Source organism: Mesorhizobium sp. WSM4849 (assembly GCF_055811385.1).
Genome location: NZ_JBVVPW010000003.1, coordinates 17756 through 43318, shown reverse-complemented (window position 1 = coordinate 43318; position 25563 = coordinate 17756). Strand labels below are relative to the sequence as shown.

22 protein-coding genes and 1 pseudogene are annotated in these 25563 nt (G+C 64.1%); 15 read left to right on the top strand and 8 right to left on the bottom strand.

Features of this window, described 5'->3' with window-relative positions; translation table 11 throughout:
* The first annotated feature begins 61 nt into the window (after nucleotides 1–61).
* Entirely contained in the window at nucleotides 62–349 is a 288-nt protein-coding gene (locus tag AC0L3L_RS03675) for a DUF3175 domain-containing protein (protein ID WP_123152037.1), read from the top strand.
* Between the two features lie 10 nt (nucleotides 350–359).
* Here the strand turns inward: AC0L3L_RS03675 and AC0L3L_RS03670 are convergent, their stop codons facing one another.
* Entirely contained in the window at nucleotides 360–1136 is a 777-nt protein-coding gene (locus AC0L3L_RS03670) for a FadR/GntR family transcriptional regulator (protein WP_473485162.1), read from the bottom strand.
* Nucleotides 1137–1238: 102 nt separating this feature from the next.
* Nucleotides 1239–2135, bottom strand: a complete 897-nt coding sequence (locus tag AC0L3L_RS03665; RefSeq protein ID WP_473485161.1) for an NAD-dependent epimerase/dehydratase family protein — start codon at nucleotides 2133–2135, stop codon at nucleotides 1239–1241.
* Nucleotides 2136–2289: 154 nt separating this feature from the next.
* On the opposite strand from AC0L3L_RS03665, the gene AC0L3L_RS03660 reads away from it, so the two are divergent.
* The gene (locus tag AC0L3L_RS03660; RefSeq protein WP_473636592.1) at nucleotides 2290–3222 is read left to right on the top strand and encodes an NAD(P)-dependent oxidoreductase; all 933 of its coding nucleotides are present in this window, start codon (nucleotides 2290–2292) and stop codon (nucleotides 3220–3222) included.
* A 358-nt stretch (nucleotides 3223–3580) separates the two neighbouring features.
* Here AC0L3L_RS03660 and AC0L3L_RS03655 read toward each other — a convergent pair whose 3' ends face one another.
* The 5 genes from AC0L3L_RS03655 to AC0L3L_RS03635 form a co-directional block, all read right to left on the bottom strand.
* A complete protein-coding gene (locus tag AC0L3L_RS03655; RefSeq protein WP_473636591.1) occupies nucleotides 3581–6043 on the bottom strand; it encodes a PAS-domain containing protein in 2463 nt (820 codons plus the stop codon).
* Nucleotides 6044–6128: 85 nt separating this feature from the next.
* Entirely contained in the window at nucleotides 6129–7226 is a 1098-nt protein-coding gene (locus tag AC0L3L_RS03650) for a branched-chain amino acid ABC transporter substrate-binding protein (protein WP_473636590.1), read from the bottom strand.
* Nucleotides 7227–7441: 215 nt separating this feature from the next.
* Nucleotides 7442–8539: a branched-chain amino acid ABC transporter substrate-binding protein gene (locus tag AC0L3L_RS03645; RefSeq protein ID WP_473636589.1), complete on the bottom strand. Its 1098-nt coding sequence runs from the start codon at nucleotides 8537–8539 to the stop codon at nucleotides 7442–7444.
* Nucleotides 8540–8906: 367 nt separating this feature from the next.
* On the bottom strand, nucleotides 8907–9704 hold the full coding sequence (locus tag AC0L3L_RS03640) for a FadR/GntR family transcriptional regulator (protein ID WP_473636588.1): 798 nt from the start codon (nucleotides 9702–9704) through the stop codon (nucleotides 8907–8909).
* A gap of 132 nt (nucleotides 9705–9836) precedes the next feature.
* Complete coding sequence (locus AC0L3L_RS03635; RefSeq protein WP_123152044.1) at nucleotides 9837–10826, bottom strand: sugar-binding protein; 990 nt, start codon at nucleotides 10824–10826, stop codon at nucleotides 9837–9839.
* 426 nt (nucleotides 10827–11252) lie between these two features.
* Between AC0L3L_RS03635 and AC0L3L_RS03630 the strand changes: the two genes are divergently transcribed.
* The 11 genes and pseudogenes from AC0L3L_RS03630 to AC0L3L_RS03580 all read left to right on the top strand — a co-directional run bounded on the left by AC0L3L_RS03630 (nucleotide 11253) and on the right by AC0L3L_RS03580 (nucleotide 21335).
* Nucleotides 11253–11993, top strand: coding sequence for an ATP-binding cassette domain-containing protein (locus tag AC0L3L_RS03630; protein ID WP_029351636.1), 741 nt, complete (start codon nucleotides 11253–11255; stop codon nucleotides 11991–11993).
* Between the two features lie 40 nt (nucleotides 11994–12033).
* Nucleotides 12034–13032 carry an ABC transporter permease gene (locus tag AC0L3L_RS03625; protein ID WP_473485155.1) on the top strand — a complete coding sequence of 333 codons (999 nt, stop codon included), beginning with the start codon at nucleotides 12034–12036 and terminating at the stop codon, nucleotides 13030–13032.
* A 175-nt stretch (nucleotides 13033–13207) separates the two neighbouring features.
* Complete coding sequence (locus AC0L3L_RS03620) at nucleotides 13208–14035, top strand: AraC family transcriptional regulator (protein ID WP_473636587.1); 828 nt, start codon at nucleotides 13208–13210, stop codon at nucleotides 14033–14035.
* A gap of 103 nt (nucleotides 14036–14138) precedes the next feature.
* The gene (locus AC0L3L_RS03615) at nucleotides 14139–14582 is read left to right on the top strand and encodes an SRPBCC family protein (RefSeq protein ID WP_473636586.1); all 444 of its coding nucleotides are present in this window, start codon (nucleotides 14139–14141) and stop codon (nucleotides 14580–14582) included.
* A 31-nt stretch (nucleotides 14583–14613) separates the two neighbouring features.
* On the top strand, nucleotides 14614–15408 hold the full coding sequence (locus AC0L3L_RS03610) for an FAD binding domain-containing protein (RefSeq protein ID WP_473636585.1): 795 nt from the start codon (nucleotides 14614–14616) through the stop codon (nucleotides 15406–15408).
* A gap of 50 nt (nucleotides 15409–15458) precedes the next feature.
* Nucleotides 15459–15941 carry a (2Fe-2S)-binding protein gene (locus AC0L3L_RS03605; RefSeq protein ID WP_192359772.1) on the top strand — a complete coding sequence of 161 codons (483 nt, stop codon included), beginning with the start codon at nucleotides 15459–15461 and terminating at the stop codon, nucleotides 15939–15941.
* A 14-nt stretch (nucleotides 15942–15955) separates the two neighbouring features.
* On the top strand, nucleotides 15956–17323 hold the full coding sequence (locus AC0L3L_RS03600; RefSeq protein WP_473636584.1) for a xanthine dehydrogenase family protein molybdopterin-binding subunit: 1368 nt from the start codon (nucleotides 15956–15958) through the stop codon (nucleotides 17321–17323).
* 1 nt (nucleotide 17324) lies between these two features.
* A complete protein-coding gene (locus AC0L3L_RS03595; protein ID WP_473636583.1) occupies nucleotides 17325–18329 on the top strand; it encodes a xanthine dehydrogenase family protein molybdopterin-binding subunit in 1005 nt (334 codons plus the stop codon).
* Between the two features lie 9 nt (nucleotides 18330–18338).
* A complete protein-coding gene (locus AC0L3L_RS03590; RefSeq protein ID WP_473636582.1) occupies nucleotides 18339–19220 on the top strand; it encodes an AAA family ATPase in 882 nt (293 codons plus the stop codon).
* Nucleotides 19221–19312: 92 nt separating this feature from the next.
* Nucleotides 19313–20449 (top strand): vWA domain-containing protein, encoded by a 1137-nt coding sequence (locus tag AC0L3L_RS03585; RefSeq protein ID WP_473636776.1) that lies wholly within the window; start codon nucleotides 19313–19315, stop codon nucleotides 20447–20449.
* A pseudogene (locus AC0L3L_RS03580) lies at nucleotides 20449–21335 on the top strand (amidohydrolase family protein). Before AC0L3L_RS03585 ends, AC0L3L_RS03580 begins: the two are co-directional and overlap by 1 nt.
* Before the next feature lie 61 nt (nucleotides 21336–21396).
* Here AC0L3L_RS03580 and AC0L3L_RS03575 read toward each other — a convergent pair.
* Nucleotides 21397–22839: a DHA2 family efflux MFS transporter permease subunit gene (locus tag AC0L3L_RS03575; RefSeq protein ID WP_473636581.1), complete on the bottom strand. Its 1443-nt coding sequence runs from the start codon at nucleotides 22837–22839 to the stop codon at nucleotides 21397–21399.
* A gap of 244 nt (nucleotides 22840–23083) precedes the next feature.
* On the opposite strand from AC0L3L_RS03575, the gene AC0L3L_RS03570 reads away from it, so the two are divergent.
* Nucleotides 23084–24085 (top strand): ornithine cyclodeaminase family protein, encoded by a 1002-nt coding sequence (locus tag AC0L3L_RS03570; RefSeq protein WP_473529663.1) that lies wholly within the window; start codon nucleotides 23084–23086, stop codon nucleotides 24083–24085.
* Nucleotides 24082–25563: an HAL/PAL/TAL family ammonia-lyase gene (locus AC0L3L_RS03565; protein ID WP_473636580.1), complete on the top strand. Its 1482-nt coding sequence runs from the start codon at nucleotides 24082–24084 to the stop codon at nucleotides 25561–25563. The genes AC0L3L_RS03570 and AC0L3L_RS03565 overlap by 4 nt, the downstream gene beginning before the upstream one ends.

Here is a 25563-nt window from a genome sequence, read left to right as displayed (position 1 = left end):
GCGGTGGAACAGTGGCTGCCGTCCCGGAGTTTTATCAACGCACCAATGGAAGGAGTTTGTCATGACCGCGAAAAGGAAATGGTCGGCCGAGGTCACCGAGCACAGCGACGCGCTGGACCTCGAGGAACATATCTTCGAATCCCACGATCCCAAGAAGATCGCAGCCTCGCTGAAGCGATCGGCCGAACACAGCGAGCGGCGCAAGGCCGAGCCGTTCCAGTCCGCCATGTCGATGCTGAATTTCTACATCAACCGTGCCGGCAAAAACCTGCCGGCCGAGCAGAAGAAAGTGCTGGAGGACGCCAAGGACGAGCTGCGCGCCGCGTTCGGGCGCCCGAAACAAGATTAGAGGATCGACTTTACCTCGACTTGATGACGCCGTCGGTGTTGGCCAGGAGCTTGCGTACCGCGTTGCGCGCCGCATCCGGCCGCTGCAGGCGGATGTTCTTTTCGATCGCTTCGTGCAGCTTCTGCGCGTGCTGCAAATCGTCCAGTTCCCGCGTCGTATAGGCGAACAGATGATCGAACGCCGATTCGATCAGCACGCCGAGCGGCACCAGAAGATCGTTGCCGGATGCACGCAGGATGGCCAGATGAAAACGCGTATCGGCGCGCGTGCGCTCCTGCAGCGTCGTCGCCTCCCCCATCTCCCGGCAGGCCTGGCTGATCTCGGCCATCTGCTCGTCTGTGCGCCGCATGGCGGCAAAGGCGGTCGCTTCCGGCTCGATGATGTGGCGGAACTCCTGCACCGTTTTCAGGAACACCTCGCGGTCGGGCGATGTCGCATACCAGGCGAGCACATCGCGATCGAGCAGGTTCCAGCGCTCTTTCGGCTCGACCCAGCTGCCGATCTTCGGGCGCGAGGCCAGCAGGCTCTTGGCCATCAGCATCTTGATCGCTTCGCGCACCGCCGAGCGGCTGACGTCGAAGGTCTCGGACCATTTGGCTTCATTGGGCAGGATGGTTCCCGGCGGATAGTCGCCGCGCACGATCCTGAGACCGATTTCGTTGGCCAGCGACGCATGCACGCTCGACCCAGGCATACGCGCCGCGTCGGCGCGACGCACGACTGCCGGGCGCTCGGCGGACGCCGCCTTGGCCGGTGTTTTTCTCTTATTCGGCTTGCCGTCCCGCATGCGTTCACAAAGTCCGGATTCCGAAAGCTGTCAAGCACGGGGAAAGCCTCGGGCTGCAATGCCTGCTTCTGTGCACAGATCAGCCCGGATGCATCGACCTCGTCATGTCGTCTTGACGTATTTCCGCCAGCTGTGTTCCGGGCGGAATCCGAGCATATCCCGCGCCTTGCGGTTGGAGAGCAGCGTTTCGTATTCACCAAGTTCGCCCTTGACCGGCACGCCGGGATAAAACCGCTTCAGCAATTCGGCCGTCGGCAGGTCGGACGAGGTGTCGTCATTGGCGGCATTGAACACCTGATAGCCGAGCCCGTCCTTTTCGATGGCGCGCAACGTGATCTGGCCGAGGTCGCGCGCGTCGACATAACTCCAGGCGATCCGCTTGCGGAAACCCGGATCGGCGAACCATTTCGGAAACAGCGAATATTCATGCGGCTCGATGACGTTGCCGATGCGCAAAGCGTAGATGTCGATGCCGCTGCGCAGCGCGAAGGCGCGCGCCGTCTTCTCGTTGACGATCTTCGACAGCGCGTAGCTATCCATCGGATCGACATCGTACTCCTCGTCGAGCGGGAAATGTGTCGGGTCGCGCGGCTCGTTGGCGAAGACCAGCCCATAGGTCGTCTCGCTGGAAGCGATCACCACCTTGCGGATGCCGAGCTTCACCGCCGCCTCGATGACATTGTAGGTGCCGAGCGCGTTGATGCGGAACACCTCGTTGTCGGGCGTGATCATGATGCGCGGGATCGCCGCGAAGTGCACCACGGCATCGACCGGCTGCGCCCGCAACGACGGGTCGAATTCATGCAGGCCCATATAGCTCGACAGCGCATTGAACACCTGCCCGCTGTCGGTGATGTCGGTGACCAGCGTGCGCACCTTGGGATTGTCGAGCGGCTTGGTGTCGATGTTGAGCACCTGACAGCCCTGCTCGACCAGATACTGCACGACATGACGCCCAGCCTTGCCGCTGCCGCCGGTGAACATGATCCGCTTCGTCATTTTGCTCTCCACATTCCCTGGAATACATGTGTATTGTCAGACAATATGGCATTCCGCAATCGCCTGCCAACCGCCTGCGGCGAAAACCGGCTTCAACAATTCGCCTGCCAAAGTGCAGCGCCGTCATCGAGACCGCAACACAGGATTACACGACATGAACACCGCCGCCGCGAGCGAAAAGATCGGCTTCATCGGACTGGGCTTGATGGGCCACGGGATCGCGAAAAACATCGTCGATAAAGGCTATTCCCTGACGTTTCTCGGCCGCAAGAACCGCGCGCCGGCGCAAGACCTGCTTGGCCGCGGTGCGGAGGAAGCCGCGACCTCGCGCGACGTGGCAGTGGCATCTGATATCGTCTTCATCTGCGTCACCGGCTCGCGTGAAGTCGAAGCCATCATCCGCGGACCTGGCGGCCTCAAGGAAGGCCTGAAGAAGGGCGCTGTGGTTGTCGATTGCTCGACCTCGGATCCGACCTCGACGGTAACGCTTGCCGCCGAACTCAAGGCGCTCGGCGTCGACTATGTCGATGCCCCGCTCAGCCGCACGCCGAAGGAGGCGTGGGAAGGCACGCTCGACGCCATGGTCGGCGCGTCGGACGCGGTCTTTGCCCGGCTGAAGCCGGTGCTCGACACCTGGGCCGGACGTATCGTCCATATCGGCGACACCGGCGACGGCCACCGCATGAAGCTGCTCAACAATTTCATCTCGCTGGGCTATGCGGCGATCTATTCCGAGGCGCTGGCGCTGGCGCAGAAGGTCGGCATCTCGCCGCCGCGCTTCGACAGCGTCATCCGCAACGGCCGCATGGATTGCGGCTTCTACCAGACTTTTATGCGCTGGACGCTGGAAGGCGACCGCGACGCGCACAAATTCACCATCGCCAACGCCTTCAAAGACCTCACCTATCTCGAATCGATGGCGGGTGCCGCCGGCATCGCCAACCCGCTCGGTAATGCCACCAAGAACGCCTTCGCCGGCGCATTCGCCGCCGGGCCGGCCGATCAGTATGTGCCGATGCTGGCCACGCATATTGGCAAGGTCAACGGCGTCGACCTGACGCCGCCTACAGCGCCACGCGTCCGATAGGACGCGCAATGAAGGCTGCAGAGCCGACATGGAATTTTCATGAGCCCAAAGCCTGATTCATTGCAATAGAACCAGGCGCTATGCTCTTGTTTGATCATCATCTTCCGAACCGAACCTTTAGGACTACCATCTAGGGGCAAACCCAACCAGCCAGCGCAAATGGCCAAGATGGGTAGAATGTTGCCATTCGTCTCGCCGATGAGAACGAGCAAGTGGCGCCAATTGCCGACCTTGCCAGCGACGCCGGGAAGGTCAAGTCTCGGCCCCAAAGGAGCCGCTGGCGAAGAAATCATCCCTGCGTTGGTCGACAAGGTGAGCGCTGTAGAAGGCGACGAACCGGGTGCGGGCGCGAGCCCCACTACCCAAGCTTGTGACAAAGTCGATCGAGCACGTCTCGAAGCGCATTAGCGGCTTGGTCACGCTCGTCAGCAGACATCAGCTCGGGTTCAGCCTCCAGCCTGAGATGCGGCAGCACGGTTCGAACGGCGCTGCGGGAGGCGACCATATTGGCCTTCAGATCGAGGACGCGATAGGTGGCGACGGGATAGGCGATGCCCCTGACGTGGATGTGTCCCAGTTCCACGCAGGCGATAGTGTCCTTCACTTGCGCAAACGTCTCATAGGAAATGAGCACGGCGCCCGGCGGCGCCTCCTGCTCGAGGCGTGAGGCGAGATTCACGGCGCCGCCGATGATCGTGTAGTCCATCCGGTCTTCGCTGCCGAAGTTGCCGACGGTGCAGTAGTCGGTATGGATGCCGATGCGGCAGCGCAGCGGCGTTTCGATGCCGATGTCACGCCAGATTTCGGCAAGGTCGGTCATCCGCTTCTGCATGGCGAGAGCCATCTCGACGCAGGCGAGCGCGTCCTCCTTGACACCGCGAGTCTCCGGATCGCCGAAAAACATCAAGATCGCGTCACCGACATACTTATCGATCGTCGCGCCGTGATCCGAAGCAATTTTCGACATTTCCGTCAGATAGTGGTTGAGGAGCTGGGTGAGATCCTCGGACTCCATCTTGTCAGTGGTCTCGGTAAAGCCAGCGATGTCTGAGAAGCATATGGTCAGCTTCTTGCGCTGGCTGGCGATCCTGACGTCCTGACGGCCAGAAAATATCGATTTGTACACCTGCGGCGCGAGATACTTGGCCAGCTTGTTGGAAAGCGCCTCGAGAGCCGCGGACTTCTCGGCGAGGTTCTCCTCCCGTTGCTTCAGCTCCGTGATGTCCGAGTAGACGGCGACCGTTCCGCCGCCGGTGATCCGCCGCTCGCCTATCATGATCCATCGTCCATCGCCGCGCCGCTGCACCCAAGGGTCGCCAGGGTTGCGGTGCCGGGAGAGCCGCTCGGCGACCCATTCCTCGACCCGCCCCTCGGCATCCTTGATGTAGCCGCGCTCAGCGGACCGGCGGACGATGTGCTCGAATATCGTGCCGGGCGTCATTTCCTCCAGGCCGGCGTAGAGCAGTTCGCGATAGCGGCTGTTGCTGAGGACAAGCCGGTCCTGCCCGTCGTAGAGAGCGAACCCTTCGGAGATGCTCTCGATGGCATCGACGAGCCGCTGGCGCGCCTCGGCGACCTCGCGCAGGTTCTTTTCCTCGACCTCGACCGCGGTGTCCCGGAACAGCCTGAGCGCCTCGGCCATGCGCCCGATTTCGTCGCGGCCGGCGGCAGGTAGGGGCGCTCGAAGATTGCCGCCAGCGATCGCGAACATGCCTTGGCTCACCGCCCCCAGCCGGGCGAGAAGGCTTCGGTCAACATAGAGCCAGACCACCAGAACCGAACTCAGAAGGCTGAGGAAGGCGGAGCCAAGGACAACTCCGGTGCCGTAGCGCTGGACGACCGCGGCTTCGAGACCGGACGCGGTGATCTCGCGGTCCGCCGCGGCGACCAGCCGATCAACGGCAGCGGTGAGGCTGCGCGACAGCCGATTGTTTTCGCCGAGAAGCTTTTCGCCCTGCGCCAGGACGGCGAGCTCGTCCTGGCGGGCCTTGGGGATGCTCTTTTCGCCATCGATCAGCGCCTTAAACTCGTCCACCCGTTGTCGGAAGCGGATCTGCAGCTTCTCGTCGATCTCGGCGGAGATCGTTTCCAGAGCGGCAAGGGACCGGCGCAGCGGAAACAGGATCAACGCCAGATCGCCCGGCGTCGACGCGTCCGCCGTCCTGACCAGAGCGTCGTTGACCGCCGACATCTCCTGGTGCGCCCTCTGTTGGGGGATGTAGGCTGCAATCGCCTGGACGAGATCGGCCATGACCGCCGCGCTTCGATCCGGCGCGAGCGATGCGTCGGCCGCGGCCCGCCACTGCGCGAGCCTGGAATTCATCACCAGGATGCCGGGGGCCACGAGACGCTGGCCTGCAATTGTCGTCGCCGACAAGCGGCGCAACAGCTCTTCCTTGCGCGCGACCACGGCGAGGCGCGTGGCAACAAGGTCGTCGAGAGCGTCGAGGTTGCGCCTGAGACCGAGCACCGCAGCCTCGATCTCAGCCACCGCTGGCGTTCCGAGCGCGGCACCCTTGAGCGCGGCGAGCAGCTCCTCGAGGCGCGTCATCTCGACCCCGATCGCGGCCGAGACTTCGTTGTGCCGGGCTTTGCTAGTCGACGTCAGCACGGCCGGCGCAATGGCCGCGACCCGCTCGGCCTGGCGCGACAGCTGGAGGGAGGCAAGCGCCGACGGCACCCGATCCCTGGTGATGCGGTCGACGACGTCGCCGACCTGGAGAAAGGCATACAGGGCAGCCGCTGTTGCCAGCACTGCGAAGGCGCTGATCCCGAAAAAAGCCAGCAGCAGGCGGCCGCGTATGCCGAGACTTTCAAGCATCGCGGCGACGCTTTGATCCGAACGAGCGCGCTAACTTGGTCCGCATAAGATGCCTCAGGCGCGGCGGCGGCGGGGTGGGATCATCCTATTCCACCGGCACGTAACCTCCATCCCGCCAGACGTACCACGCCCAACTTTGGTTCGTGAGGTCGCCCTTTTCGTCGAAATCGACCAGGCCGAGCACCGTGTCGAACTGCTGGCCGCGCAGTGCTGCGATGACTGCGTTCAGCTCCAGGGAACCAGCCTTCCCGACTGCCTGCGCCCAGACCTGGACGGCGCCGTAGCTCAGCAGCGTGTAGCCTTCGGGCTCGAAGTTTTCGGCACGAAACCGCTCCACGACTGGAGCCGCTTCAGGGTCTCGCCGCGGGTCCGCAGGGATCGTGAAGAGAGTTCCCTCGGCCGCGGGACCGGCGATCAGGCCGAATTCCTCGGTCGCCATGGCATCGCCTGAGACGAGTTGAAGTGAGTATCCGCGGTCGCGTGCAGCACGGGCCATGAGTGCGGCCGCGTCATAGCGGCCGCCAAGGTACAACACTGCAATGCCGGCTGCCTCTAGAGCAGCGATTTCAACCGAATAGTCGGTCTTCTCGGGGTCGTACGCTTCATAGATCGCTTCGGTTACGCCCCGCCTGTTCAACTGCTTTCTGGTCTCGTCGGCGAGGCCCTTCCCATAGGTCGTGCGGTCGTGAAGGATTGCAATTTGCTTGTCGGCCCTGTGGTCGGCCAGGTAGTTGCCGGCCACGGTCCCCTGCGTATCGTCGCGGCCAATGACACGAAACACGTTGGCGCTACCTTGCTCCGTCAGCATTGGGTTAGTGGAGGCTGGCGAAATCTGCAAAATCCCCGCCGCCTCATAGACCTTCGATGCCGGGATCGACGACTCGGAGCACATATACCCGACAACGAAAACGACACCGTCAGCCACCAGCTTTTGGGCGGCCGCTACCGCTTGCTCGGGATCGCAGAAATCGTCGGCGGTGATGAGCCGTACCTGCTGCCCGAGTACGCCGCCCGCCGCATTGATGTCGGCTACGGCCATCTCCACGCCGCGCTGCAGCTGCTCGCCATTCCAAGCGAGCCGCCCAGTGACCGGACCAGCTGCCCCGATCGGTATCTCCGCCCGCGCCGGGCAGATGACGAAGGCCGCAAACGCGGCGACAGCTATGGTAACCACGCGGTGCATGACTGCACCTCCAAACCTTAGCTTACGCTAATATGGTTAACGCCGACAGCCCTTTCCGCAGGCGGGACGTGCCTGGGTCGGCCGCGATCCCGGCAACGGAGACGCAACAGGCGGCTGCATATACCGAGGCGTTCAGGCTCGCACCGATGCTTGATCCGAACGAGCGGCTGATTTGCCCTGCATCAGATGTCCCAACCAGCGCCGATGACCGGTTCTTACTCGACCGGCACGTACTCTCCACCTCGCCAGACGTACCATACCCAGTTCTGGATCGAGAGATCGCCCTTGTCGTCGAAATCGATCGAGCCCAGGACAGTGTCGAACTCCTGCCCGCGCAGGGTCGCGATGACCGTCGCCAGCTCCAGCGAACCTGCCTTCTCGACCGCCTGCGCCCAGACCTGGACGGCAGCGTAGCTCAGCAGCGTGTAGCCTGCGGGCTCGAAGTTTTCGGCACGGAATCGCTCCACTACCGGGGCCGCTTCGGGGTTTCGCCGTGGGTCCGCGGAGAACGTGAAGAGGGTCCCCTCGGCCGCGGGGCCGGCGATCAGGGCAAATTCCTCGGTCGCCAGGGCATCGCCGGAGATGATCTGAACCGCGTAGCCGCGGTCGCGTGCGGCGCGAACAATCAGCGCAACCTCGGCATGATACCCACCGACATACAGCACGGCGATGCCAGCGGCCTGTAGTGCTGCGACCTCGGCCGAATAGTCATCCTTGCCTGGGGTGTACGCGTCGTAGACAGCTTCGGTCACGCCCCGCTTGTTCAGCTGCTTTCTGGTCTCATCGGCGAGACCTTTCCCATATGTCGTGCTGTCGTGAAGGATCGCGACCTTCTTGTCGCCCCAGCGATCGGCTAGGTGGTTGCCGGCCACGATTCCTTGCGTATCGTCGCGACCAATGACGCGGAAGACGTTGGCCCGACCCTGTTCGGTCAGCTGCGGATTGGTCGATCCCGGCGAAATCTGTAGAACTCCCGCCGCCTCGTATACCTTCGATGCCGGGATCGAGGCTCCGGAGCAGTAGTGACCGATGACGAGCACCACGCCATCAGCGACCAGCTTCCGGGCTGCCACCACCGCCTGCTCGGGATCGCAGAAATCGTCGACCGCGATTAACCCCACCTGCTGGCCGAGAACGCCGCCCACAGCATTGAAGTCGGCAACAGCCATCTCTGCCCCACGCTGCCCCTGCTCGCCAATCCAGGCGAGCCGTCCCGTCATCGCGGCCGAAACCCCGACCAATACCTCCGCCCGCGCGGGGCAGATGAACAACGCCGCGAGCGCCACAAAAGCCACTGTGATGATACGGTGCATGGATGACACTCCAAGCGTGTAGTTTACGCCAATCCCGTCAACGCCGACAGTCCTTTCCGCGAACGTGGATATCTTGGCTGTTCCTACGGCGCACTCGTCTCGTCTTTGATTAGGCTTAAACCTGGATTTGCCATATCCCTGCGCGGGTTCGTTGACGGCTAAAGCGCTCGCGCTTGCCGAGGTTCTCAACAAAATCGGGCCTAAGCGGTTGTTGCCATCGCGTGCTACGAAGTGGATTGTCCCCTTTGCAGACGTTCCGGCCCGACCTACGAAGGTCGCTTTCGGGTCATGGGCGGGAGTTCGGCCGAGCGCGAACGAGTTTCCGCTTAGAGCCGAACTTTGCCGTTCAGAGCGATTGCGTTTGACCTTATCGCCGCGACCGCCCGATAACGTCGTCGGTGTTGGCGAGCAGCCTGTGCACGGCATTCCTTGCAGCCGCCGGACGCCTGAGACGGATGTTCTTTTCGATCGCCTCGTGCAGTGACTGTGCCCGCCGCTGATCGCTGGTCTCCCGGGTGACGAAGACGAACAGGTGGTCGAGCGCGGATTCGATCAGCACGCCGAGCGGCACCAGGAGGTCGTTGCCCGACGCCCGCAGGATGGCGAGATGAAATCGCGTATCGGCGCGGGTGCGCTCGGGCAGCGTCGCCGCCTCGCCCATCTCCCGGCAGGCCTGGCTGATCTCGGCCATCTGCTCGTCTGTGCGCCGCATCGCGGCAAAGGCGCTGGCTTCCGGCTCGATGATGTGGCGGAATTCCTGGACGGTGCGCAGGAACATTTCGCGATCGGGCGCCGTCGCGTACCAGGCAAGCACGTCGCGATCGAGCAGGTTCCAGCGCTCTTTCGGCTCGACCCAGCTGCCGATCTTGGGGCGTGAGGCCAGCAGGCTCTTGGCCATCAGCATCTTGATCGCTTCGCGCACCGCCGAGCGGCTGACGTTGAAGGTCTCCGACCATTTGGCCTCGTTGGGCAGGATGGTTCCCGGCGGATAGTCGCCGCGCACGATCCTGAGACCGATCTCGTTGGCCAGCGACGCATGCACGCTCGATCCGGGGATCAGCGCCGCGTCGGTACGGCGCGCGCCGGGCGGACGGGCAGCCTGTGCCTTGACCTTGGCCCGTGCCTTGACCGTTGTAGGTCGCTTTTTCAATCTTGCGTCCGACATCCATGTTCCCCGGCACAGGCTGAACTCAAGGCGCGGCAAAGCAGGAGCGGTTCGCCCCAGCACTGTCACCTCGCACGTTTCGTGAACCGGTGTGACGGGGCGCCCGTCGATCGGACGCCCCGAACTGCGAACCTACTTCTGGATGCAGGTATCGACCGTATCCTTGGTGCACTCGTCGAGACCGGTGAAGACCGGATCGGCGACAGGCTTGCCTTCGATCAGGTCGATCATCACCGAGGGTGCCTTGTAGCCCATCTCGAACGGCCGCTGGCCGACCAGTGCGGTCACCAGACCCTCCTTGGCAATGGCCACCTCGTCACCGATCGTATCGGCGGCGCCGATGACGAACTCGTTGCTGGCGATCTTGTCGGCCATCGGCTTGAACAGGTCGCGATAGGGCTGTGGCGCGCCGAACAGCGGCCAGCCGCCCATGATGCCGAAGGCGTCGAGATCGGGATTGGCGGCGAGGATATCGGTCATCGCCTGCACGCCCTTGGCGCCATCGTCATTGGTGAACACCGGGCAGCCGGCAACCTCGGTCCAGCCGCCCTCGCCGGCGAGCGCCGGGAGATCCTTCTGGCCTGAAAGCGCGTCGCGCATGCCCTGGGCGCGGCGCAGGATGTTGTCGGCCGCCGGATTGCCCTCAATGGTGCAGATCTTGCCACCCTCCGGCTTGCCCTTCTTGATGTACTCGCCGATCTTGTAGCCCATCAGGTAATTGTCGGTGCCAAGATAGGTCTTGCGCAGCGCCGCATCTTCCTTGCTGAGGTCGGCGTCGAGCGTCATGATCGGGATCGACGGATTGGCGCTTTTGATGGTCTGCGCGATCAGCGGCGCGTTGGACGGCGAAATCGCCATCGCCACCGTGTCCGGCTTGCTCAGCATGTCCTGGACGATCTGGGCTTCGCCGGCCTCGTCCGAAGTCGACGCTGGACCGGTGTAGAAGCATTCATATTCCGAGCTGGCGTTTTCCGAGTTCCATTTCTCGCAACCCTGGTGGATGGCCTCGAAGAACGGATTGTCGAGCCCCTTCACCACGATGACGAGCTGTTTCTTGGCCAAAGCCGGCCCGGCGCCCAACGCCAACACGGCGACGGCAGCGAGCAATAGTGATTTCCTCATTTCAGTCCTCCCTTGAAACAGACGGACACGGCGTGCCCGCCACACAGACCAGCCCGGATGCGCGATGACAGAGGTTCGTTTCGCGAGCGCTCGTGTCGTCAAGCCGGGCCGATAAGTATTTCCAGATGCGATCACAGACCAGCGCGATATAGACGCTGCCAGATCCTCGACCGATAAACCTCCGCCTACTTCGCCCCGGCGCGCCGGGGCAGGAGATCGGCATAATCTCCTCCGACGCTTAGCTAATATCGGCTTGCTACGGACGTCAATTGCTATTTGTCCTACAAAACGGATTTTTCGAAAGAAGCCGCTGTTGACGGCAAGGGGGCATATGCGTAAATGGGCGAAAGCGCGGTTCCCGGGAGGAGCTGGGAAGAGCGAGGCCGCGGCAGGACCACAGGCCGAAAGCACGGAGGAAGCAGTCTGGTGTCGGTTCTCGAACTCGCCAACATCTCAAAACATTTCGGCGCCATCCAGGCCGTCAACGACGTTTCACTGTCGATCGAGGCCGGACAGGTGGTCGGGCTGATGGGCGACAACGGCGCCGGCAAGTCGACGCTGGTCAAGATGATCGCCGGCAATTTCCGCCCGAGCCATGGCACGATGCAGATGGACGGCAAGGAGTTGATCCTGCACAAGCCGGTGGAGGCGCGCCAGCACGGCATCGAGATCGTCCATCAGGATCTGGCGCTTTGCAACAATCTGACGGCTGCCGCCAATGTCTATCTCGGCCGCGAGCTGCGCCGCGGCGTCGGGCCGTTTCGCATCCTCGACTACGCCGCGATGTACAAGCGCGCCGGCCAGATTTTTGCCGTGCTGAAATCCGAAACCCGCCCGCGCGATCTGGTCAAGCAGATGTCGGGCGGCCAGCGGCAGGCGGTGGCGATCGCCCGCACCATGCTTTCGCAAGCCAAGATCGTGCTGATGGACGAGCCGACGGCGGCGATCTCGGTCCGGCAGGTCGCCGAGGTGCTGAACCTGATCCGCCATCTGCGCGACCAGGGCATAGCGGTCGTGCTGATCAGTCACCGCATGCCCGATGTTTTTGACGTTGCCGACCGCGTCATCGTCATGCGACGCGGCCGCAAGGTCGCCGATAAGACGATCGCGTCGAGTTCGCCCGAGGAAGTCACCGGGCTTATCACTGGCGCCATCGAACAGGTTTGATGCCAGCCGGTTTCACCACGCAAGCAGATAAAGGTCGACGATGGCAGTAACTCTTGACCAGACGATCGCGCAGAAACAGCACACTTTGCTGACCAGGGTGTTTGCCAGCCAGACCTTCTGGGTGGTGATCGCCGTCATCCTCGCCTGCCTGTTCTTGTCCGTGGCAACCGATTCCTTCGCCACGTCGAAGAACCTCTATAACATCACGCGCAATGTCACCTTCGTCGCGATCGTCGCGCTCGGCATGACCTTCGTCATCATCACCGGCGGCATCGACCTTTCGGTCGGCTCGGTGCTTTGCCTGTGTTCGATGGTGCTGGCCGTGACCATGCATGCCGGCTACGGCATCGAGGTCGGCATTGCCGCTGCGATCGCGACGGCGCTGATCATCGGCGCCTTCAACGGCATCCTGATCGCCTATCTCGGCTTTCCGCCGTTCGTGGTGACGCTCGGCATGCTATCGATCGCGCGCAGCCTGGCCATGGTCGCCTCCAACAACACCGTCGTCTTCCAGTTCGGGCCCGACCACGACAAGCTTCTGGCGCTGGGTGGCGGCGCCTTTGTGTTCGGCATCGCCAATCCGGTGCTCTACATGATCGTGCTGGCGCTGATCACCGGCTTCGTCCTGCGCTGGACGAAATTCGGCCGGCACATCTTCGCCATCGGCGGCAACGAGCATGCGGCGACGCTGACCGGCGTTCCGGTGCGCCAGATCAAGGTCGTTGTCTACATGATCTCGGCGCTGGCGGCGGGCCTTGCCGGCATCATCCAGACCGGCTGGCTGGGCGCCGTCACCACCAATCTCGGCAACGGCATGGAGCTCCAGGTCATCGCCGCCACCGTCATCGGCGGCGCCAACCTCGCCGGCGGCATGGGCACAGCCTTTGGCGCCGTCGTCGGCGCGGCGCTGATCGAAGTGATCCGCAACAGCCTCGGCCTGCTCGGCATCAACGCCTTCTGGCAGGGAGTGTTCATCGGCGGCGCCATTCTGCTGGCCGTTCTGTTCGACCGGCTCCGCAATTTCAGGCGCAACGAATAGACCGCAGGTCACAAGCGCTATTCGTTTCCCTTGCAATCGCTCAGTCTGAAAATCGGTCGGCACGGTCCATAGCGGGCGCCAGGCGTGCGCATGTACCTTGACGCAGGCCCGGAACGAGCCGCACTATCCCCATTGCAGGCGAAGGGAGGCCAGTCGCCTGCGGGAGGATATACCCATGACGGAAGCGATCAGGCTCTACTGGGGCCGGTTCGGACATGTTTCTGTCCTGAACGTCGCCAGCGACTTCGTCACCCATGCCCATGTCGAGGCGCATATCATCATCTGGCTGGAAGGCACGGCCGGCGAGATGACCATCGGCCGCGAGACGGTGCGGCTTGGGCCGGGCACCGCCGCCGGCATCAATTCCTTCCAGCCGCACAGCCACGCTTTGTCCCGCGACGGCCGGCCCGGCCTGTTCCTCGCCTTCTACATCGATCCGGACTGGGCGCGCCGGCGCCGCGACCTGCCGTCCGCTGCGCCGCTGTTTTCAGCACCGGCGATCACATTGGAGCCTTGGCTGCACAAGGCGGCAGCCAACCTCCTCGACCATCTCAGCGACAATGAGAGCATCGACGACATCGTCAATTACGAGATCGAGCGCTTCATCGACAGCGTGCTCGACGCCGCCGACGCCTCGGCACCGCAAGTGGCACGCACCCGCGTCCACACCATGCAGGATTTCCGCGTTCGCAAGGCGATCCAGCTGATGAAGGCCAATGTCTGCGAACGCATCTGCTTCGATGATGTGGCGCGCAGCGTCGGCCTGTCGCGGCCGCATTTCTTCGCACTGTTCAAGGAGCAGACCAATCTGACGCCCAACGTCTACTGGAACACGCTGCGCATGGAGGAAGCGGTGCGGCAGTTGCAATGGTCGCAGGAGCCGCTGATCTCAGTCGCCTGCAATCTCGGCTTCACCACGCAGGGCAATTTCTCGCGGTTCTTCCGCGACCATGTCGGCGTTCCGCCGACACTCTATCGCGAGGCGGCGCGGGCCATTTCCTGAGCCATTTTCAGACTTATTGATAGGCGTTCAAGACGCATTGATAAGCGCCGCCGGGCTCGCCGCCCTACCCTCGCGACACAGATATCTGCAAGGGAACGATCATATGGCGAAAGTCACCATCTCCAGCGTCATCGACGCGCCGGTCGAAAAGGTCTGGGCGCGCATACGCGACTTCAACGGTCTGCCGAGCTGGCACCCGCGCATGGTCGAGAGTCATATCGAGGACGGCAAGGATGCCGGCGCGATCGGCTGCGTGCGCAACTTTCAGCTCGCCAGCGGCGCCCGCATCCGCGAAGAGCTGCTCGACTTCTCCGACGACAATTTCCACGTCAGCTACTCCATCCTGGAGACGCCGCAACCGCTGACCAACCACAAGGCGACGCTGCAGTTGCGGCGGGTGACCGATGGTGACCGCACCTATGCCGAATGGACCGCCAGCTTCGACGCTGCTCCCGAGGAAGCCGACAAGCTGGCCGAAGGCATGGGCGCCAACGTCTTCCAGGGCGGCTTCAACGCTTTGAAAAGTCATTTCGCCGGCCAAGGTTGAACTGAATTGGGCTGACAAACAGGAGCGTTCCATGGCGCTTGCACTGCAGACTTTCTCGACGGTCAAGGACGCGAGTGCGGCGCTGAAAGCCGCCGGCACCCGCTATCTCGGCGGCGGCACGCTGGCCGTGCGCGCCGCCAATGAAGGCGATGTCTCGGTCTCCAGCTTCATCAGGTCGACCGAGCTTTCGCTGTCGGCCATCACTGTTTCCGGCGGCAAGGTCCGCATCGGCGCCTCGGTGACCATGGCGGCGATCGCCCGCGATCCGGATCTCGCTCCGCTGGCCAGCGCGGCGCACGCCGTCGGCGGCCCGGCGATCCGCAACATGGCGACGGTCGGCGGCAATCTATTCGCCCCGGCGCCCTATGGCGATTTCACCGTGGCGCTGCTGGCGCTGGACGCAACAGTCAGCATCGATGGCGGCGAGATGCCGATCGAAACCTTCCTGGCAAAGCGCGAAAGCAATCACGCCATCGTCACTTCGGTCGGCTTCAGCTTGCCAGTGGAAGGCGGCTTTCGCTTCCTGAAAGTGTCGCGGATCAAGCCGAAGGGCGTCTCGGTGCTGAGCATCGCCGCCGTGCTGGAACAGGCGCCGGACGGCACCGTGTCTTCGGCGCGGATCGCGCTTGGCTGCATGGCCGACCGTCCGATGCGCGCGACGGCGGCGGAGAAGGCGCTGCTCGGCAGAATACTCAGCAGCGACGGCATCGCGCCGGCGCTGGCCGTTGCGAGCGACGGCACCGCGCCGATCACCGATCCGATCGCCAGTGCCTGGTATCGCAACGAAGTCCTGCCGGTCCATCTCGGCCGGCTTTTGCTCGCCTGAAAGCCAATGGCGGGTAAGTCCGCCTGGCTGCGGCGCAAGGAGTAGAAAAGATGGCAAAGGTCCCGGTTCAGTTCACGCTCAACGGCGCGGAGAAGGCCGAATTCATCGACAGCGGCACGACGCTGCTTCATGCGCTGCGCGACAAGATCGGCGACACCTCGCCGAAGGGCGGCTGCCATCAGGGCACATGCGGCGCCTGCTCGGTCATCATCGACGGCGAGCTGCGGCTTTCCTGCCTGACGCTGGCCGAGACCTGCAGCGGCGCCGCCATCACCACGACGTCAGGTCTTTCGGAAGGCGGCGTGCTGCATCCTTTGCAGCGCGCCTTCCTCGACGCCTTCGCCACCCAATGCGGCTTCTGCACGCCGGGCATGATCATGGCCGCCAAGGTGCTGCTCGACCACACGCCGAACCCCAGCCGCGACGAGGTGGTCGAGGCGCTGTCGGGCAATATCTGCCGCTGCACCGGCTACGAGCCGATCATCCAGGCGGTGCTGACCGCCGCGCGGTCCAATTCGCAGAATGCGGCCTGACGGGAGTCAAAAAGATGGAACTCCGCAAGAGCTATTTCGCCGACCAGCGCAAGGATGATCTGCACGAGATCGGCCAACCGCGGCCGCGTTCGGATTCACCCGGTCACGTCACCGGCAAGACCGCTTATTTCGCCGACCGCAATTTCCCCGGCATGCTGCATCTGAAGATCGTGCGCAGCCCGCATCATCACGCCCGCATCCGCGGCATCGACATTTCAGAGGCCGAGAAGCATCCGGGCGTGGTGAAAATCCTGACCGCCAAGGACGTGCCGCACAATGTCTACACCATCCTGATCCTGATCCAGATCGGGCCGGAGGACGAGACGGTGCTGGCCGACGGCAAGGTGCGCTGGAAGGGCGAGGCGGTGGTGGCGGTGCTGGCCGAGACCGAGCGTGCCGCGCAGGAGGCGGCGGCCAAGGTCAAGGTCGATTACGAGGTGCTGCCGGCGGTCTTCGACATGGAGGAAGCGCTGAAGCCCGGCGCGCCGATAGTCAACGAATATCACGGCCGGAACTACTATCTCTATGACAGCGGTGAATGCCGCAAGGTGCGCTTCGGCGATGTCGAGGCCGGCTTCGCCAGCGCCGATCACGTGCTCGAACAGACCTACCAATCGTCGCCGATCGAGCATGCGCCGACCGAGACGACCGGCTGCATCGTCGCCCCCGAGGGCAACGATCGCTTCACCTGCTACACCAACACGCAGGCGATGTTCTTCACGCTCGATAATGCCTCGATCATCCTGCAGATGCCCGGCAACAGACTGCATTTCGTCGGCGGTACCGTCGGCGGCGGTTTTGGCGGCAAGGTCGACGTCATTGTCGAGCCGATTGCGATCCTCGGCGCCAAGCTGACCGGTCGTCCTGTCTCCTTCATCTACAGCCGCGCGGAGGAGATGCAGATCTCCTCGCCGCGCGCGGCGGAAAAGGTCGTCATCAAGGACGGCGTCATGAAGGACGGCCGCATCGTCGCCAGAAAAGTCACCGGCTACACCGATGCCGGCGCCTATTCGCGTCACTCGCCCTACGGCGCGCAGAAGGGCGCCGGCCACTATCCCGGCCCCTACACGATCCCGAATGTCTGGATCGACACCTACTGCGTCTACACCAACCGCACCCCCTCCTCCGCCATGCGCGGCTTCGGTGTCACCATCGGCGATTTCGCGCTGGAAGTGCAGATGGACAAGCTCGCCCGGCTGATCGGCATGGACCCGCTCGAATTCCGCTTCATCAACGCCTACCGCGACGGCGACATGAAGGCGCACCGCCAGCCGACCGAAGGAGCCGCGCTGATCGAGTGCATGCAGGAAGCTTCGCGCGCCGCCAACTGGCCGGTGGCGGAGAAGTTCATGGCGATGTCGTCCTACGCGAAGGGAGCTTGAGATGGCGATCAGGCGCGGACGCGGCGTCGCCGCGATCAATTATCCGACCGGCATGAATCTCGGCGGCGACCCGACCCAGGCGTTGGTCCATTCGACGCCGACCGGCAATTTCATGGTGACGCTGTCGAGCGTCGATCTCGGCCAGGGCATGAAGCAGATCATGGCGCAGATCTGCGCCGAGACGATCGGCGTGCCGACCGACCGCGTCGTCGTCGACACCGCCGACACCGACACCGGCCCGCACTGCATGGGCACCTTCGCCTCGCGCGGCACGCACCGCGCCGGCAACGCGGTCATCCAGGCGGCCAGGGAAGCCCGCCAGGTGATGCTGGAAGTGGCGGCCGAGGAGCTGGAGGTGAATGCCTCGGACCTCGAGACCGACGGCCAGGGCAACATCCTGGTCAAGGGCGCCCCGCAAAAATCGATCTCGATCTTCGATGTCGCGCTGTCGGCGCATTTCAAGCGCGGCCGCTCGATTTCCGGCCGCGGCATGTTTTTGATCCCGCGCTCATATCCCGAGAAAGAAACCGGCGCGATGAAACCGTCGACCTGCTATGCGCACGCCTGCACCGTGGCCGAGGTCGAGGTCGATGACGAAACCGGCGAGGTCACCGTGCTGACGGTGAAGAATGTCTTCGAGATTGGCCGCGCGCTGAACCCGAAAATGGTCGAGCAGCAGCTCGTCGGCGGCTCGTGGATGGGCATCAGCCACGCACTCTACGAGACGACCGAACCCTACTACCCCAACCGCAATCATGGCGGCACCGACTTCAACCAATATCTGATGCCGGGACCTGGCGATCTTGCGCAAACTGAGATCATCGTGCTGGAACGACCCTCGGCCGACGGCCCGTACGGCGCCAAGGGGCCAGGCGAAATGTGCGCCAACCCACAGATTCCCGCGGTCGCCAATGCCGTCTTCGACGCCGTCGGCGTGCGCATCGACACGCTGCCGATCACGCCGGAACGCATCCTGCGCGCGTTGAGGGCGCAAGCTTCGAACTGAGTGCTGGAAATGCCCAAGAGAAGCGCCGAGACTGTCGCGACCTCGCCGGAGGGGGTGGCATCCCGCCTCGCCGCCTCGCGCTATCTGGCCGATGAGAGCCTGGCCACCGCCATCTTCCTGGCGATAAGGCTTGGCAAGCCGCTTCTGCTCGAAGGCGCGCCCGGTGTCGGCAAGACGGAGGCCGCAAAAGCAATCGCCGAAGTGCTCGCGCGCGACCTGGTACGGCTGCAATGCTATGAGGGGATCGACGCAGCGCATGCGCTCTACGAATGGAACTATCAGCGCCAGTTGCTCGCCATCCGCCATGCCGGCGAGCATGAGGTCGACATCTATGACGACCGTTTCCTGATCGCGCGGCCGCTGCTGCAGGTGCTGAAGGCGCCGGAAAAGCGCGTGCTGCTGGTCGACGAGATCGACCGTTCGGATCATGAGTTCGAAGCGCTGCTCCTAGAATTCCTGTCCGATTTCCAGATCAGCATTCCCGAGCGCGGCACTATTCGCACCAAATCGCAGCCGATCGTCATCCTGACCTCGAACCGCACCCGCGAACTGGCCGAGGCGCTGCGGCGCCGCTGCGTCTACCACTGGATTACCTACCCCGACGCCGAGCGCGAGGCCGCCATCATCATGCTGCGCGCCGGTGACGTCGCCGAGGCGACCGCACGCGCCGTGGCATCTGCCGTGCGCGACATCCGCGCCCGGCCGCTGGCGAAGCCGCCCGGCATTGCCGAGGCGGTCGAATGGGCCAATGCCGCGACGATCCTCGAAAAGGGCGGCAGCCCGTGGCCGGAAGCTTTTCGCCGCGCCATCGGCGTGCTGATCAAGGACGAAGAGGACCTGTCCTATATCGCCCCCGAGCTTGGTCGGATCGTCGAGGAGGCATTGGTGTGACACGCGACGTCAACGACCCCTTCGCCCCGTTCACAGCGGGGCGGCCGAATACGGATCGACCTCACCGCTGGCGGGACGGCACCCGCGAAGGAATGATGCGGGGAGAAAGCTTGCCCCGGGCGGCTGCGCCCTTGCTCGGCTTTGGCCGGCTGCTGCGCCGCTATGGCTTCCCGGTGGCGCCCGAGCAGGTATCGGGCTTCATGCAGGCGGTGACGCTACTTGGACCGCGCTCGATGATTGACATCCACGAGGCAGCGCTTGCCACGCTGGCGCCGCCGCCCGACCGCCGCGACGAGTTCGAGGCGCATTTCCAAAGCCATTTCTACGGCAACACCGCGGCCGTGGTCGAAGGCGAGGCCGACGAGGAAACCCGCGTCAAAGACGACGGCGGCGCCAGCGATGAAGAGATCGAGGTGGCGCGCCAGGAGAAAGGCGGCGAGCTGTCGTCCGGCGCCGAACAGCTGAGCGCCCGCGACTTCCAGCGCGACGGCGACGGGCTTGCCGCCTTCCGCTGCAAGCTCGCTACCGCCTTGCCCGCCCGCCGCTCCTTCCGCACCGTGCGCACGCACGCGCGCGGCAAGCTCGATCTGCGACGTTCGCTGCGCGAAATCGTCGGCGCCGATGGCGATGTGCCATCGCCGCTGCTGCGCCGCAGGCAGACCGTGCCGCGCAAGCTGCTGATCCTGATCGATGTGTCAGGCTCGATGAAGCTGCACACGTCGGACTACCTCAAACTGGCGCATGCGGCGGTGCAAGGCGCGGACCGGGCCGAAATTTTCACCTTCGGCACGCGGCTGACCCGCATCACCGCGGCGCTGCGCATTCGCGACCGCGACCAGGCGCTGGCCCGCGTGGCAGCACTGGTCGACGACTGGGACGGCGGCACCCGCATGGGACCGACGCTGCTCGCCCTCCTGTCAGTGCCGCGCTTCTCCGCTTTCGCGCGCGGCGCTGCGGTCGTCATCCTGTCGGATGCGTTGGAGCGCGGCGACCATGCCGAGCTGGAAATGGCGATGCGCCGGCTGAGCGCACGCGCCTTCCGGCTTTCGCTGGCGACGCCGCTGGCCGGCGATCCGCGTTTCCAACCGGCCACGGCAGCGCTTCGCGCCATCCTGCCGGTGCTCGACGATCTCGTCGACGGCTCGTCGATCTCGGGTCTTACCGATTTCATCCTGTCGCTCGCCCGCCCTGCCCCGACGGCCGCAGCAATCTGGAAGAGGGTTTCATGATGCAGAAGGCGATCGACGCGCATTTCCACATCTGGCGCCAAAAGGATCAGCCCTGGCTGCGCGGGCCGATGGTGCCGCGCATCTTCGGTCCTTACGAGCCGATCCGCCGCGACTACCCTATCGAGGAGTTCCTTGCCGATCAGCAAGGCTCCGGCGTCGAGAAGGCGGTCTACGTCCAGACCAACTGGGCGAAGGAGGATTTCGAGACCGAAGTCACCTTCCTGCAGAAGACGGCCAACGAGACCGGCTGGCCGCATGCCATCGTCGGCTATGCCGACATGACAGTGGACGATATCAGGCCCCAGATCGACCGGCTGATCAAGTACCCTCTGCTGCGCGGCGTGCGCATGCAGCTGCACTGGCACGAAACGCCGGCCTTCCGCTTCGCCGCCTCCCCCGATCAGGTCATCGACCCGAAGGTGCGGGCCAACGTAGCGCGACTGAAGGACTACGGCCTGTCCTTCGACCTGCAGCTTTTCCCGGCCCAGATGAAGGATGGGCTGACGCTTGTCGGCGAAAATCCGGAGACCAATTTCATCCTCACCCATGCCGGCATGCTGACCGATGTGTCGCCGGAAACCACCGAGGCCTGGAAGACCGGGCTGCGCACGCTTTCAGCCGGCCCAACGTTTATGCCAAGCTGTCCGGCCTCGGCACCTTCGTCCACCGCAACGACCCGGCGCTGATCGCCTACATCGTCGACAACGCGATCGACATCCTCGGCAGCGACCGTCTGATGTTTGGCTCGAACTTTCCAATCGAAAAACTGTGGACCAGCCACGCCGAGCTGAACAAGGCGCACCGCGAGGCGGTGGCCAAGCACGGCGCGGCCGCAGAGGCGGGCATTTTTTGGAACACGGCGGAGCGCGTGTATCGGCCGGTGTGACGCGCTGACCTCCCCTTCTCCCCTTGTGGGTTCCCCTTGTGGGAGAAGGTCAAGCCCGATTTCAGTTCCGCGGAAAATGGCCCGAAACTTCGGCGCCTGCGGCCGGCGGCAGCGCCAAAACGCGGAACGAGGCCGCGAGCCCGATAGCGCCGATCGCCAGGAAGGCGAGGCGGAAGTCGAAGAGGTCGAGCACCGGCCCGCTTCTCGCGATCTGCGACAAGTTGAGCAGCGCCGCGGCGACCGCTACGCCGAACAGCATCGCCACTTGCTGCAGCATGCTGGACAACGTCGCTGCCGAGCTCCGCTGCGGTGAGGCCACATCGGCGAAGGCCAGCGTGTTGAGCGCGGTGAACTGCATCGAACGCGACAGCCCGGCAATCAGCATCAGCGCCACCACCAGCGCTTGCGGGGTCTGCGGCGATATCGCCGCACAGGCCATGATCGACAGCGATGCGATCACCCCGTTGACGACCAGCACCGAACGGAAACCGAAGCGCTTCAGCGTCGGTGTCGTCACCGTCTTCATGCCGAGATTGCCCAGAAAATAGGCCAGGATCAGCATGCCGGCATCGACGGGTCTCAGGCCGAATCCGACCTGGAACAGCAGCGGCAGCAGAAACGGCGTGGCGTTGATGGCGACCCGGAAAATGGTGCCGGCCGACAGCGTCGAGATGGCGAAAGTCTGTACCTTGAATGCCGTGAGGTCGAGCAGCGGATTTTTTGCGCGCGCCAGATGCCGCACGGCCAGCCAGCCGACCAAGGTGCCGGCGACAAGCAGCGCTACGGTCGGCATGGCGCCGTCTTCCGGATGGGCGATGCGCTCGAGGCCGTAGAGCATTGACGCGAGCCCGACCGAGGTCAGAAGGAAGCCCGGCCAGTCGAGCGGCCTGGTTTCGGAGTCGCGGTCGCCGGGAATGAAGCGGGCGACCAGCGCTAGTCCCGCTGCGCCGAGCGGAATGTTGATGAAGAAATTCCAGTGCCAGGAGAGATACGTGGTGATAAAGCCGCCAAGCACCGGCCCGATCACCGGCGCGAACAGCGCCGGCCAGGTGATCAGCGCGGTGGCGTTGAGCAGCTCGGACTTCGAGGCGTTGCGCAGCACCAGGATTCGGCCGACCGGCGTCATCAGCGCACTACCCAGGCCCTGCACGGCACGCGCGGCGACGAACTGAGTCAGGTTCTGCGAGATGCCGCAGGCGATCGAGGCCAGCGTGAACAGCGCGATCGCCACGAGGAAGATGTTGCGCGCGCCGAAACGGTCGGCGAGCCAGCCCGACAGCGGCACGAACACCGCCATGGTCAGCATATAGACGGTGATGCCGATGCTCATCGCCACCGCCGGCACGCCGAAGGATTCTCCCATCTGCGGCAGCGATGTCGAGATGATCGTCGAATCCAGAAGCTGCATGAAGAAGGCGACGGCGACGATCAGCGCCACTCGCCGCGCCTGCCGCGCCGTCGTCGCGGTCTCGACCAAGGCTTTGTTTTCGGGAATGGCGGTCATGCGCAGAACTGTACGAAAGTTTTTTCCCGCGCCACTGGGAACCAGGCAATTGTCCGGCAAATCGATGACGCACCGGTTTGAACAGCATTTGGGCGGCGCCGTCCAGACATGGACCAACAAACTTTCGTGTCGTATCGCAACCTGTTATGCGATGACTGAACCTCGCCATCGAACTTTGACGCTTCGCGATTTCGTTTCGGCTCTTCTGACTAGGAACGCCCCCTTCATCAGGACCAATCTGCGCATGAAGCCCATCTACATCGATTATCTCAACGCCCTCGACATCGAAGCGCTTGATATGACCGATGCCGAAATCATCGAAGCGGTCGAGGCCGGCCTGATGGCGCAGGGCAACGGCCAGACGGTGATCGAGCCGCGCGTCCATCTCGAGCCGGACCCGTCCTTCAACGGCCATTTCAATGTCCTGCGCGGCTACGTCGCGCCGCTCGATGCGGCCGGCGTCAAGATTGTCGGTGACTATGTCGACAATTACCTGCACGGCCTGCCATCAGAATTCGGCATCCTCAATCTCTTCGATCCGCGCACCGGCACGCCGCGCGGTATTCTCGACGCCACTGGGATCACCGACATGCGCACCGGTGCCGTCACTGCCATCGGCGCAAAACATCTGGCGAAAAAGACGTCGAAGATCCTCGGCCATATCGGCGCGCGCGGCACCGCCTACTGGAACGTGCGCCTCCTCGACCACCTTTTCGACTTTGACGAGATCCGCGTGCATTCGCGCCGGCCGGAAAGCCGTGACGGCTTTGCCGCCAAGCTGTCCACCGATCTCGGCAAGAAGGTTACGGCGGTCGCCGACTGGCGCGCTTGCGTCGAGGGCGCCGACATCGTCGTCGAGGCCTCGCGGCTGCCGGAACCGCAGCCGCTGCTGAAGACCGAATGGATCAGGCCCGGCGCGCTGGTGATGCCCTACGGGACGATGAGCGCGGTGGAGCTGTCGTTGACCGACATCATGCAAAAGATCGTCGTCGACGACTGGGGCCAGTGCAAGGCCGGCAAATTCGGCTCGCTGCGCGCCCATGTCGAGACCGGACGCCTGAGCGAACAGACGCTGCACGCCGAACTTGGCCAGATCGCCGCCGGTCTAAAGCCAGGACGCCAGAGCGACGACGAGACGATCCTGTTCTGGCATCGCGGCCTGTCGCTCTCCGATATCGCGCTGGGCAAGGCGATGCTGGCCAAGGCGCAGGCCCAAGGCATCGGCCAGCGGCTGCGCTTCGCATGAGTGCGCTCGTCCTCACCGGGGCCGGCATTCGCGTCGAGAATGTCGCGGCGGTTGCCCGCGACGGACGCAGGGTGGAAGTAGCCCCCGCGGTCATGGAGAGGCTGGACAGGGCGCGAAAAGTGCTCGACCGCGCCGCCGCTTCTGGGCAGCCAATCTATGGGGTCAACACCGGTCTCGGCGCCAATCTCGGCACGTCGGTCAGCGGCGACGCCAGCGCCTTCCAGCGCCAGTTGCTCGAAGGGCGCAGCGGCGCGGTGGGTGACGCGCTGCCGCAAGACATCGTGCGCGCGACGATGCTTGCCCGTGCGGCGATGCTTTCGGCCGGTGGGTCGGGCATTTCGTCAGAGGTTTTCGTCGCACTCATCGACGCGCTCAATGCCGGCGTGCATCCGGTGATGCCGTCGCTGGGCTCGATCGGCGACAGCGACCTGCTGCTGATGGCAACGCTCGGTCGCATGCTGACCGGCGACGGCGAAGCCGACTTTCAGGGCCGGCGCATGCCGGCGGCCAGGGCGCTGGCATTGGCGCGCCTTGCGCCTGTCAGCCTCGCTCCCAAGGACGGGCTGTCGCTTATAAGCGCCTCGGCGGTGTCCGCCGGCAGCGGCGCGCTGGCGGTGGCCGACGCACTGACCGCCTTCGCGCAACAACAGCAGGCGGGCGCGCTGACCATGGAAGGCATCGGCGCCAACCAGACGATCCTCGACCCACGCTTGCAGGCGGCGCGACCAGCAACCGGCCAGCAGCAGGCGGCAAAAGGCTTGCGCGATCTGCTGGCACGCGACAAGGCGCCGTCACCGACGACCTTGCAGGACCCGCTGTCGATCCGCTGCATGCCGTCGATCCATGGTGCGCTGCTGCAGGCAATCGATCAGGCCAGGCAAGCCGTCGAGATCGAGCTCAACGCCGCCGCCGACAACCCGCTGGTGCTGGGCGACGAAGACATGGTGCTGTCGACCGGCAATTTCCACACCCCTTCGCTGTCGCTGGCCTTCGAGACGCTTGGCCTTGCCATAGCTCAATGTGCGGCTGCCTGTGCCGCCCGCTTCATCCAGCTCACCGGCTCAGGCCGCAACGGCCTGCCCAAATATCTGTCGCCGGTCGGCGGCGCTTCGGCCGGCTTCGTGCCGCTGCAAAAGACAGTGAGCGCGATTCTCGCCGCCATCCGCCACAAGGCAAACCCGGTGATGCTCGACTTCCTAGCCGTCTCGGAAGGCGTCGAGGACCATGCGACCCAGGCACCACTGGCCGTCTCGAAATGCGCCGACATGATCGAGCTGTGGCAGCGGCTGATTGCCTTCGAGCTGATAGCGGCCGCACAGGCCGTCGACCTGCGCGATGGGCTGACGCTGGCGCCGGCGACCGCCGCGATTCATGCCGCGGTGCGCGCGCTCGTCCTGCCGCTCAGGGAGGACAGGCCCCAGGGCATCGACGCCGAGGCGCTCTACGCCGCACTCGCTGGTGGAAGCTGGCAGGCCTAG

Bases quoted from the DNA above. Each gene is read 5' to 3' on its own strand.
- AC0L3L_RS03675 (WP_123152037.1), top strand. From the start codon at position 62: ATGACCGCGAAAAGGAAATGGTCGGCCGAGGTCACCGAGCACAGCGAC.
- AC0L3L_RS03670 (WP_473485162.1), bottom strand. From the start codon at position 1,136: ATGCGGGACGGCAAGCCGAATAAGAGAAAAACACCGGCCAAGGCGGCG.
- AC0L3L_RS03665 (WP_473485161.1), bottom strand. From the start codon at position 2,135: ATGACGAAGCGGATCATGTTCACCGGCGGCAGCGGCAAGGCTGGGCGT.
- AC0L3L_RS03660 (WP_473636592.1), top strand. From the start codon at position 2,290: ATGAACACCGCCGCCGCGAGCGAAAAGATCGGCTTCATCGGACTGGGC.
- AC0L3L_RS03655 (WP_473636591.1), bottom strand. From the start codon at position 6,043: ATGCTTGAAAGTCTCGGCATACGCGGCCGCCTGCTGCTGGCTTTTTTC.
- AC0L3L_RS03650 (WP_473636590.1), bottom strand. From the start codon at position 7,226: ATGCACCGCGTGGTTACCATAGCTGTCGCCGCGTTTGCGGCCTTCGTC.
- AC0L3L_RS03645 (WP_473636589.1), bottom strand. From the start codon at position 8,539: ATGCACCGTATCATCACAGTGGCTTTTGTGGCGCTCGCGGCGTTGTTC.
- AC0L3L_RS03640 (WP_473636588.1), bottom strand. From the start codon at position 9,704: ATGTCGGACGCAAGATTGAAAAAGCGACCTACAACGGTCAAGGCACGG.
- AC0L3L_RS03635 (WP_123152044.1), bottom strand. From the start codon at position 10,826: ATGAGGAAATCACTATTGCTCGCTGCCGTCGCCGTGTTGGCGTTGGGC.
- AC0L3L_RS03625 (WP_473485155.1), top strand. From the start codon at position 12,034: ATGGCAGTAACTCTTGACCAGACGATCGCGCAGAAACAGCACACTTTG.
- AC0L3L_RS03620 (WP_473636587.1), top strand. From the start codon at position 13,208: ATGACGGAAGCGATCAGGCTCTACTGGGGCCGGTTCGGACATGTTTCT.
- AC0L3L_RS03615 (WP_473636586.1), top strand. From the start codon at position 14,139: ATGGCGAAAGTCACCATCTCCAGCGTCATCGACGCGCCGGTCGAAAAG.
- AC0L3L_RS03610 (WP_473636585.1), top strand. From the start codon at position 14,614: ATGGCGCTTGCACTGCAGACTTTCTCGACGGTCAAGGACGCGAGTGCG.
- AC0L3L_RS03605 (WP_192359772.1), top strand. From the start codon at position 15,459: ATGGCAAAGGTCCCGGTTCAGTTCACGCTCAACGGCGCGGAGAAGGCC.
- AC0L3L_RS03600 (WP_473636584.1), top strand. From the start codon at position 15,956: ATGGAACTCCGCAAGAGCTATTTCGCCGACCAGCGCAAGGATGATCTG.
- AC0L3L_RS03595 (WP_473636583.1), top strand. From the start codon at position 17,325: ATGGCGATCAGGCGCGGACGCGGCGTCGCCGCGATCAATTATCCGACC.
- AC0L3L_RS03590 (WP_473636582.1), top strand. From the start codon at position 18,339: ATGCCCAAGAGAAGCGCCGAGACTGTCGCGACCTCGCCGGAGGGGGTG.
- AC0L3L_RS03585 (WP_473636776.1), top strand. From the start codon at position 19,313: ATGATGCGGGGAGAAAGCTTGCCCCGGGCGGCTGCGCCCTTGCTCGGC.
- AC0L3L_RS03575 (WP_473636581.1), bottom strand. From the start codon at position 22,839: ATGACCGCCATTCCCGAAAACAAAGCCTTGGTCGAGACCGCGACGACG.
- AC0L3L_RS03570 (WP_473529663.1), top strand. From the start codon at position 23,084: ATGAAGCCCATCTACATCGATTATCTCAACGCCCTCGACATCGAAGCG.
- AC0L3L_RS03565 (WP_473636580.1), top strand. From the start codon at position 24,082: ATGAGTGCGCTCGTCCTCACCGGGGCCGGCATTCGCGTCGAGAATGTC.